We start from the raw sequence: 8444 nt of genomic DNA on the forward strand, positions 1-8444 counted from the left end.
TGCCTCCCCAAGGGTCCCTACCGCGGGGAAGGCGGCATCGAACGTGTGTTCGATGCTAGCGGGGCCTGGGCGCCCGCTCAAGCCGGGCGCTCGCGCAGCGGTGCAGGGCGGCCCACGCCCCGGCGTCCAGCTCACCCGGCCGGGCCCGCTTGGACAGCCCGTGCGCCGCGAGCCACCGGTGCGGCGCGGGCAGCCCCCGCAGCGCGGGCAGCAGCCGGTCGCCGCGGAAGGCCTCCCGCACCAGCCGCTGGTAGGCCGCGCGCTCCTCGTCCGGCACCAGGGGCTCCGGGCGCCTGCGGATGACGAGGATGCCGCCGTCGACGCTCGGCCGCGGCCGGAACGCCGAGGCGGGCACGCGACCGGCGAGGCCGAACTCGTACCAGGGCCACCAGCTCGCGGTGAGCAGCGTGGTGCCGCCGACGGCGGCGCGCTTGCGCGCGACCTCCCACTGCAGCAGGAGCACCGCGGTGGTCCACGCGCGTTGCCGGAGCAGGTGGCGCAGCAGGGGCGTCGTGATGCCGAAGGGGACGTTCGACACGACGTGGTGGGGTCGGTCCAGCCGGAACCGCAGCAGGTCGGCGTGCACCACGCGGACCCGGCCGCCGAGGGTGCGCCGCAGCGCGGCGACGCGGTCGGGGTCGAGCTCGACGGAGGTGACGGTGCCCGCCCGGGCGGCGAGCCGCCGGGTCAGCGCGCCGTCGCCCGCGCCCAGCTCGAGGACGGGGCCGGGCGGGACCAGCGCGGCGATGCGCGCGGCCACGCGGCGGTCGACGAGGAAGTTCTGGCCGAGTTCGTGCCGTCCGCCGACGGCGCGACGGGAGGATGAGGGCATGCGGGAACCTGCGCTTCGCATCGATCGGGACGAGGGTCCGGATCGGGCGCGCGCAGCGCGGACGGCCTGTCGAGAACGAGAAGACGATCAGCTGCGCGGCGCCCGAGCGTCGCGCCAAGGACGTGTTGCGGAAGCCACGTCGATCACGGTACCGGCGCGGGCCAGCGGTTTTCCGGGCCGCTTCAGTGCGCGAAGTGCCGCGTGCCGGTGAAGTACATCGGCACGCCCGCGGCGGCCGCCGCGTCGATCGACTGCTGGTCGCGCACCGAGCCGCCGGGCTGCACGACGGCCCGCACCCCCGCGTCGAGCAGCACCTGCAGCCCGTCGGCGAACGGGAAGTAGGCGTCGGAGGCGGCCACCGATCCGCGCGCCCGCTCGCCCGCCCGCTGCACCGCCAGCCGGCACGAGTCGACCCGGTTGACCTGGCCCATCCCGATCCCGACCGCGGCGCCGCCGGACGCGAGCAGGATCGCGTTCGACTTCACCGACCGGCAGGCCCGCCACGCGAACGCGAGGTCGGCGAGCACGTCGTCGGGCACCGGGTCGCCGGCGGCGAGCGTCCAGGTGGCCGGGTCGTCGCCCGCCGCGTCCAGCGCGTCGCGCTGCTGCAGCAGCAGCCCGCCCGAGATCGGCCGCATCTCGGCGCCCCCGCGCTCGACCGGCCCGGCCAGCCGCAGCACCCGGATGTTCTTCTTCCGCGCGAGCACCTCGACGGCGCCCTCGGCGTAGCCGGGCGCCACCACGACCTCGGTGAACACCTCAGCCACCTGCTCGGCCATCGCGACGCTCACCTCGGTGTTCGTCGCGATCACCCCGCCGAACGCGCTGACCGGGTCGGTGGCGTGCGCCAGCCGGTGCGCCTCGGCGACGTCGGCGCCGACCGCGATCCCGCACGGGTTGGCGTGCTTGATGATCGCGACACACGGCCGGTCGTGGTCGTGCGCGGCCCGCCAGGCGGCGTCGGCGTCGACGTAGTTGTTGTACGACATCTCCTTGCCGTGCAGCTGCTCGGCGGCGGCGAGGCCGGGCCGCCCCGACACGTACAGCGCGGCCTTCTGGTGCGGGTTCTCCCCGTAGCGCAGCGTCGCGGCGCGGTCCCAGGTGGCGCCCGCCCAGGACGGGAAGGGCTCGCCGTCGGACTCGGGGGCGAGCACGTTGCCCATCCACGACGCGACGGCGACGTCGTAGGTGGCGGTGTGCCGGAACGCGGCCGCCGCGAGCCGCCGCCGGTCCTCCAGGGCGAACCCGCCGTTCTTCACCTGGTCCAGCACCCACTCGTACCGCGCGGGGTCGACGACGACGGCCACGCTGTCGTGGTTCTTCGCCGACGCGCGGACCATCGCCGGCCCCCCGATGTCGATCTGCTCGACGCACTCCGCGGGCGTCGCCCCCGAGGCCACGGTCTCGGTGAACGGGTACAGGTTCGACACGAGCAGGTCGAACGGCGCGATCCCCAGCTCGGCCAGCTGGGCGACGTGGGCCGGGTTGCGGGTGTCGGCGAGCAGGCCGGCGTGCACGCGGGGGTGCAGCGTCTTCACGCGCCCGTCGAGGCACTCCGGGAACCCGGTGAGCTCCTCCACCGGCGTGACCGGCACGCCCGCCTCGGCGATCCGCTGCGCCGTCGACCCCGTCGAGACGATCTCGACACCGAGCGCGTGCAGGCCCGTGGCCAGCTCGGTGAGCCCGCGCTTGTCGTACACGCTGATCAGGGCCCGGCGTACGGGGCGGCGCTCGGTCACGGGATGGTCACCTCTCGTCCGGTCACGGTGGCCCCTTCCCGGGCCAGCGCTGCGACGGTGCCCACCAGCAGCCGCCGCTCCTCGATCTTGATGCGTTCGTGCAGCGTGTCGACGGTGTCGCCGGGCTCGACGGGCACCGCGGCCTGGGCGAGCACCGGGCCGGTGTCCACGCCGTCGTCGACGATGTGCACCGTGGCTCCGGTGACCTTCACCCCGTAGGCCAGCGCGTCGGCCACCCCGCGGGTGCCGGGGAAGGAGGGCAGCAGCGCGGGGTGGGTGTTGATCATCGGTGCGCCGACGCCCGCGAGGAACCCGGGCCCGAGGATCTTCATGAAGCCCGCGCTCACCACCAGGTCGGGCCGTTGCTCGGCGACGGCCTTGGCGATCGCGGCATCCCAGGCGGCGCGGTCGGCGTGGTCGGCGACCCGAACGGTGAACGTCGGCACGCCGGCGCGGCGGGCCCGCGCGAGGCCCTCGATGCCGTCCCGGTCGGAGCCGACGGCCACCACCCGGGCCGGGTAAGCGGGGTCGGCGGCGGCGTCGAGGAGGGCCTGCAGCAGCGTGCCCGACCCGGACACGAGCACGACGACCCGGGCCGGAACGGGGAGCTCGACCCGGTACGAACGGCTCGGGGACGCGGGCACGCGGGAGCTCCTCGAGGGTCGACGACAATCGCCTCTGACGGGTCAAGGGTAGGCGGCGGCGCAGGTCACACCGCCCCCGGATCCTGAAGGTCCTGGTCAGGACGCGTCGTCGGGCCGCCCGTCGCGGTCGGTCGCCTCGTCACCGCTCTCCTGGGCGCGCTGCGCGACGAGCTCGGCCACCGTCCGGGGGCCGCGCTGCTCCGGGATCGGGGTGGCCTGTTCCACCTGCCGCCGCTCGCGGCGGCGCCACCACCGGCGGTTCCGCGGCCGCTCGACGGGTTCGGCGGGCGGGGCCGGCACGATGCGCTGCGGGGTCGCCCGGCGGCGACCAGCGTCCCCGCCCGCGGCGTCGCTCCCCCGGCCGCGCTCGGGCTCCGCGTCGCCGAGCTCGGCGGGCCGAGCGGGCGCGACGTCTCGCGGCGCCCCGCGGCCCCGAACGGCACCCTTGCCGGCGGCGTCGGCCTCCCGGTCACCCCGGTCCTCGCACTCGGGCTCCGCACCGGCCGGCTCGCCGCGCCGAGCGGCGGCGCCCCGCCGGGTCACCCGGCGGCGACCAGCGTCCCCGCCCGCGGCGGCGCTCCCCCGGCCGCGCTCGGGCTCCGCGTCGCCGGGCTCGGCCTGGTCCGCCTCGGCGCCGTCGATCTCGGCCTCGTCGATCTCGGCGCCGTCGATCTCGGCGCCGTCGATCTCGGCGCCGTCGGTCCCGGTGTCCTCGGCTCCCGTGTCCGAGGCGCCGGAGCGGCCGTCCGGGCCGCCGTCGTCCGGGCCGCCGTCGTCCGGGCCACCGTCGTCCGGGCCGCCGCGATCCGGGTCCTCGGCCCGGGTGTCCTCGGCCCGGGTGTCCTCGGCCGCGGGCTCGGCCACCGCTTCCGGCCGGGGCGGGTCCGCCTCGGCGGGCGCCTCCGCGCGAGCGCTCGACGCACCGGCAGCGCGCGGCTCCTGGTCCGCCCGCAGCACCGCGATCAGCATGATGGGCAGCCCGACCCACAGCAGCACCGCGGGCACCATCAGCTCGACGGGCAGCCGCACCGGGTCGAACGGCCCGGTCGCGAGCCTGCCCCCGGTGAGGAACCCCAGCAGCCCGGTGAGCACGGCGGTCGCTCCGGTCGTGGCGAGCGCGGCCGAGAACCGGTGCCGCGCGGGCGCGGCGCGCCGGCAGGCGATGCCCGCGAGCAGGCCGACGCCGAGCGGCAGCAGGAACACCGTGAGCGCCCACGCGGGCGGCGGCCCGCCCGGCAGCGCGGCGAGCAGCGGGAAGCTCGACGGCGCGGTGGTGCTCGTGACCAGCGGCGAGGCGGTCGCGGCACCGACCGTGACCCCGGGCCCGAGCGCCCAGCCGACCCCGGCCACGACGCCGTTGGGCAGGTAGGCGAGCGCGAGGAACGTCACGCCGAGCGCCGACCCGAAGTCCGGGGCCAGCCGCGCGTACGCCGCCGCGACCGCGTCCGCGTGCACGGCGAGGCCCACCAGTAGGACGACCGCCCCGGTGAACGCCAGCCCGGTCAGCGCGACGGCCGTGCCCCGCGCCGCCGGGCGCAGCCACCCGGGCAGCCGGGCCGCCACGTCGGCGGGCAGCCCGCAGGAGCGCAGCACGCCCGCGGCGGCCGCCAGCCCGGCGACGAGGCCGCCCCCGACCATCGCCGACCAGGGCGCCACGGCCACCTCCGCCGCCCGCGGCAGCAGGGCGCTGCCCAGCACCGCGACCGCGGCGTGGGCGCCCGCGACCGCGACGAGCACGGCCCCCGCGTCGTGGCGAGGCCTGCCGCCGAGGCGGGCCGCCGTCCAGCCGGCGCCGAGGGCGATCACCGCGGCGACCCCGGCGGTCGGCAGCAGGGGCAGCGCGCTGAGCGGCTCCCCCTCGAGCACCAGCGGGATCTGGTGCGCGGCGAGCCAGAGCGGGATCGCGGCGGCGAACGCGCCGTCGACCGAGACGACGCCGCCCGCGGTGAAGATCACCACGGCGGCGGCGGGCACGAGCAGCGCGTAGCTGAACAGGACGGTGCCCATCGCCGCGGCGAGGAGGAGCCGCAGCCGGTCGAGGCCCTCGACCCCGCCCTCGGTGGGCTCCGGATCGGGCGCTGGATCGTGTTCGGTGCCGGCGAGGGAGCGCGTCACCCGACCAGGGTCGCAGCGCTGCCCGCCCGGGTGGGGCAGGCACGCCGGAGGCGGTTACCCCTGCGGGTTCGACGGCCCGTTCTGGCCGGGCTGGCGCTCACCGGGCTGCTTGATGATCCGCGTCTGGTCGACGCTGGTCTGCTCGGCGTCGCCGTTGTCGGGCCGCCCGGGCGGCGTCTGCGGGATCGCGGTGGTGGGCTCACCCCCGCCCGGCCCGCTGGGGGTGCCGGGCGCGCTGGGCGTGTCGGACTCGCTGGAGCCGCTGAACCAGCTCGGCGCCCCGCCGGGCCGACCGGCCTGCGGCTGCTGCCCGAAGCCCGGCGCGCCGTAGCCCGGCTGCTGGCCGTACTGGGGCTGCCCGGGGTACTGCTGCTGGCCGTACTGCGGCTGCCCCGGGTACTGCTGCCCGTACTGCGGCTGGCCGGGGTACTGCTGGCCGTAGCCGCCGGGCTGGCCGAACTGGGGCTGGCCCGGGTACTGCTGGCCGTAGCCCGGCTGGCCGTACCCTTGCGGCGCGCTGGGCCGCGGCGCGGGCGCCTTGACCAGGCCCGCATCGAGCAGCACGGCGCCGATCACGGCCACCGCCTGGAGGAACGCGAGCACCAGCGCGACGATCGCGGTGGACGACGCCCCGCCCTGGGCCACGGCCTGCAGCAGGAACAGCGTGCCGGTGACGACGATGACCGCGGCGGGCACGAGCACCCGCCCCACCTTCGGCAGCAGCGCCGCGGCCGCGAGCAGCCCGCCGCCGAGCAGCAGGAAGCCGATGAGGCTGCCCGCGAGCCCGGTCTCGACGAAGCTCAGCACGTAGATGACGAGGCCGAGCCCGGCCGTGGCGAGCACGAGCAGCCGCGCCGGACCGGGCGCGAGCTGGGGCGCGTCGGAGGTGGTCTTCTCCGGCTCGGAGCTCGTGGCGGGGGTCGCCTGGGATCCGGACGGTGCCTGCTGAGCTGGCGACCCGAGCGACGCGGACGGCGTGGGCTGCCCGGGCCCCTGGGCACCCGGCTGCTGGCTCATGGCGGCTCTCCCTCCGTGCGGACTCCCGCGCAGGCGGTGTCACCGAACGTAGCCCATCCGCCGTGGGCGGGTTCCGGCGGGCGATCAGCCCTCGTCGACCTCGTGCAGGCCGTCCTCGACGCTCCACCAGCGCGTGCAGCCGATCTTCCGCAGGAACGGCAGGTCGTGGCCGGCGACGACGACCGCCCCGCGGAACGCGGCCAGCGCCTCGGTGAGGCGTTCGACGCTGTCGAGGTCGAGGTTGTTGGTCGGCTCGTCGAGCACCAGCAGCTGCGGGGGCGGGTCGGCGAGCAGCAGGGTGGCGAGCACCACCCGGAACCGCTCCCCGCCCGACAACGTGCCCGCGGGCTGGTCCACCACCGGGCCGTGCAGCCGGAACCGGGCGAGCCCGGCCCGCACGTCCTGCGGCGAGCGGGCCGGCGCGGCGGCGCGCACGTTGTCGAGCACCGACGCGGCGTCGTCGAGGACGTCGAGCCGCTGCGGCAGGTACGCGTGCGGGACGGTGGGCGCGAGCCGCCGCAGCAGCGTGGTCTTGCCGCTGCCGTTGGGGCCGAGCAGCCCGATCCGCTCCGGTCCCCGCACGTCCAGCCCGTCGACCTCGAGCACGGTGCGCCCCGCCGGGACCGCGGTGTCCGGGAGGTCGACCCGGATCCGGTCGTCGTCGCGGACGGCGGCCTCGGCGGCCTGCAGCTCGCGGCGGGCGTCGGCGAGCCGCTGCTCGTGCATGATCCGGTGCTTGCCGGCGGAGACCTGCGCGTCCAGCCGGCGCTGGTTCATGACGATCTTCGGCTTGCGCTTGTTGGCGTGGTCGGTGTTGGCGTACCGGACGCGGCGGTCGAGCTTGATCCGCGCCTCGACCAGCTGGCGCCGCTCCCGGCGCAGCTCCGCCTCGGCCACCCGCACGAGCCGCCGCGCTGCCTCCTGCTCGGCGGCGAGCTGCTCCTCGTACGCCGAGAGCGTGCCGCCGAACAGCCGCACCGCACCCTCGCGCAGCTCGGCGATCCCGTCGACGAGCTCGAGCAGCTCGCGGTCGTGGCTCACGACGAGCAGCACGCCCGGCCAGCTCGCCACGGCGTCGTAGAGGAGCCCGCGGGCACGGCGGTCGAGGTTGTTGGTCGGCTCGTCGAGCAGCGCGATCGCGGGCCTGCGCACGAGCAGCCCGGCCAGCCCGGTGAGGACGGTCTCCCCACCGGAGAGCGTGCCGACCTCGCGGTCGAGGTCCGTCGGCAGGCCGAGGCGGGCCAGCTCGGCGACGGCGCGCTCCTCGACATCCCAGCCGTCGTCCCCGACGGCCGCGATCGCCGTGACGTCGCCCGCCTCGACCGCGTGCAGCGCGGCCCGCTGCTCGGCGATCCCGAGCAGCTCGGCGACGGTGCGTCCGGTGCCGAGGGTGACGTCCTGCGGCAGGTAGCCGACGTCGCCCGCGGTGGTGATCGTCCCCGCGGTGGGGGTGAGCAGGCCGGCGACGAGCCGGAGCAGGGTGGACTTCCCGGAGCCGTTGCGGCCGACGATGCCGGTCCGGCCGGCGCCGAACGCGACGTCCAGGTCGCGCAGCACGGGGGACCCGTCGGGCCAGGAGAACGACAGACCGGAGCAGACGACGGCGTGGTTGGACATGCGCGCACCTCGTGGGTCGGGCCGGGACGGACGGGGGCCGGTGAGGTGTCAGATGCGCACGGGAGCAGGGTGCCGCACCCACGCCGCAAATGCAACATCAGTCGCATTAAGTGTGAGCGGCACAACGCAGAACGGCCCCACCGCGCACTCGCGGTGGGGCCGTTCGAGCAGGTGTATCCCTACTGGGCACCGAGGATGTCCTTCATCAGCTGCGCCGTCTCGCTGGGGGTCTTGCCGACCTTCACGCCCGCGGCCTCCAGGGCGTCCTTCTTGGCCTGGGCGGTGCCCGCCGAGCCGGACACGATCGCGCCGGCGTGGCCCATGGTCTTGCCCTCGGGAGCGGTGAACCCGGCCACGTAGCCCACGACCGGCTTGGTGACGTTGGCCTTGATGAACTCCGCGGCCCGCTCCTCGGCGTCCCCGCCGATCTCGCCGATCATCACGATCGCCCGGGTCTCCGGGTCGGCCTCGAACGCCTCC

At 76.6% G+C, this 8444-nt stretch carries 6 protein-coding genes and 1 pseudogene; all 7 read right to left on the reverse strand.

The annotated features are described in order from the left end of the window. Positions 1-55: 55 nt before the first annotated feature. Positions 56-832, reverse strand: coding sequence for a 23S ribosomal RNA methyltransferase Erm (gene erm / locus VKZ81_RS00175; protein ID WP_324239276.1), 777 nt, complete (start codon positions 830-832; stop codon positions 56-58). Between the two features lie 182 nt (positions 833-1014). After that, positions 1015-2571 (reverse strand): bifunctional phosphoribosylaminoimidazolecarboxamide formyltransferase/IMP cyclohydrolase, encoded by a 1557-nt coding sequence (purH, locus tag VKZ81_RS00180; RefSeq protein ID WP_324239277.1) that lies wholly within the window; start codon positions 2569-2571, stop codon positions 1015-1017. Then, entirely contained in the window at positions 2568-3215 is a 648-nt protein-coding gene (purN, locus tag VKZ81_RS00185; RefSeq protein WP_324239278.1) for a phosphoribosylglycinamide formyltransferase, read from the reverse strand. Before purN ends, purH begins: the two co-directional genes overlap by 4 nt. A 96-nt stretch (positions 3216-3311) precedes the next feature. Next, positions 3312-5330 carry a cell division protein PerM gene (locus VKZ81_RS00190; RefSeq protein WP_324239279.1) on the reverse strand — a complete coding sequence of 673 codons (2019 nt, stop codon included), beginning with the start codon at positions 5328-5330 and terminating at the stop codon, positions 3312-3314. A gap of 54 nt (positions 5331-5384) precedes the next feature. Next, positions 5385-6347, reverse strand: a complete 963-nt coding sequence (locus VKZ81_RS00195; RefSeq protein WP_324239280.1) for a DUF5336 domain-containing protein — start codon at positions 6345-6347, stop codon at positions 5385-5387. Between the two features lie 84 nt (positions 6348-6431). Next, positions 6432-7964, reverse strand: coding sequence for an ABC-F family ATP-binding cassette domain-containing protein (locus VKZ81_RS00200; RefSeq protein ID WP_324239281.1), 1533 nt, complete (start codon positions 7962-7964; stop codon positions 6432-6434). Between the two features lie 179 nt (positions 7965-8143). Beyond that, positions 8144-8444 (reverse strand): annotated as a pseudogene (locus tag VKZ81_RS00205) (succinate--CoA ligase subunit alpha); the annotation flags it as partial.

Source organism: Pseudonocardia sp. (assembly GCF_035305885.1).
Taxonomy (GTDB): Bacteria; Actinomycetota; Actinomycetes; order Mycobacteriales; family Pseudonocardiaceae; genus Pseudonocardia.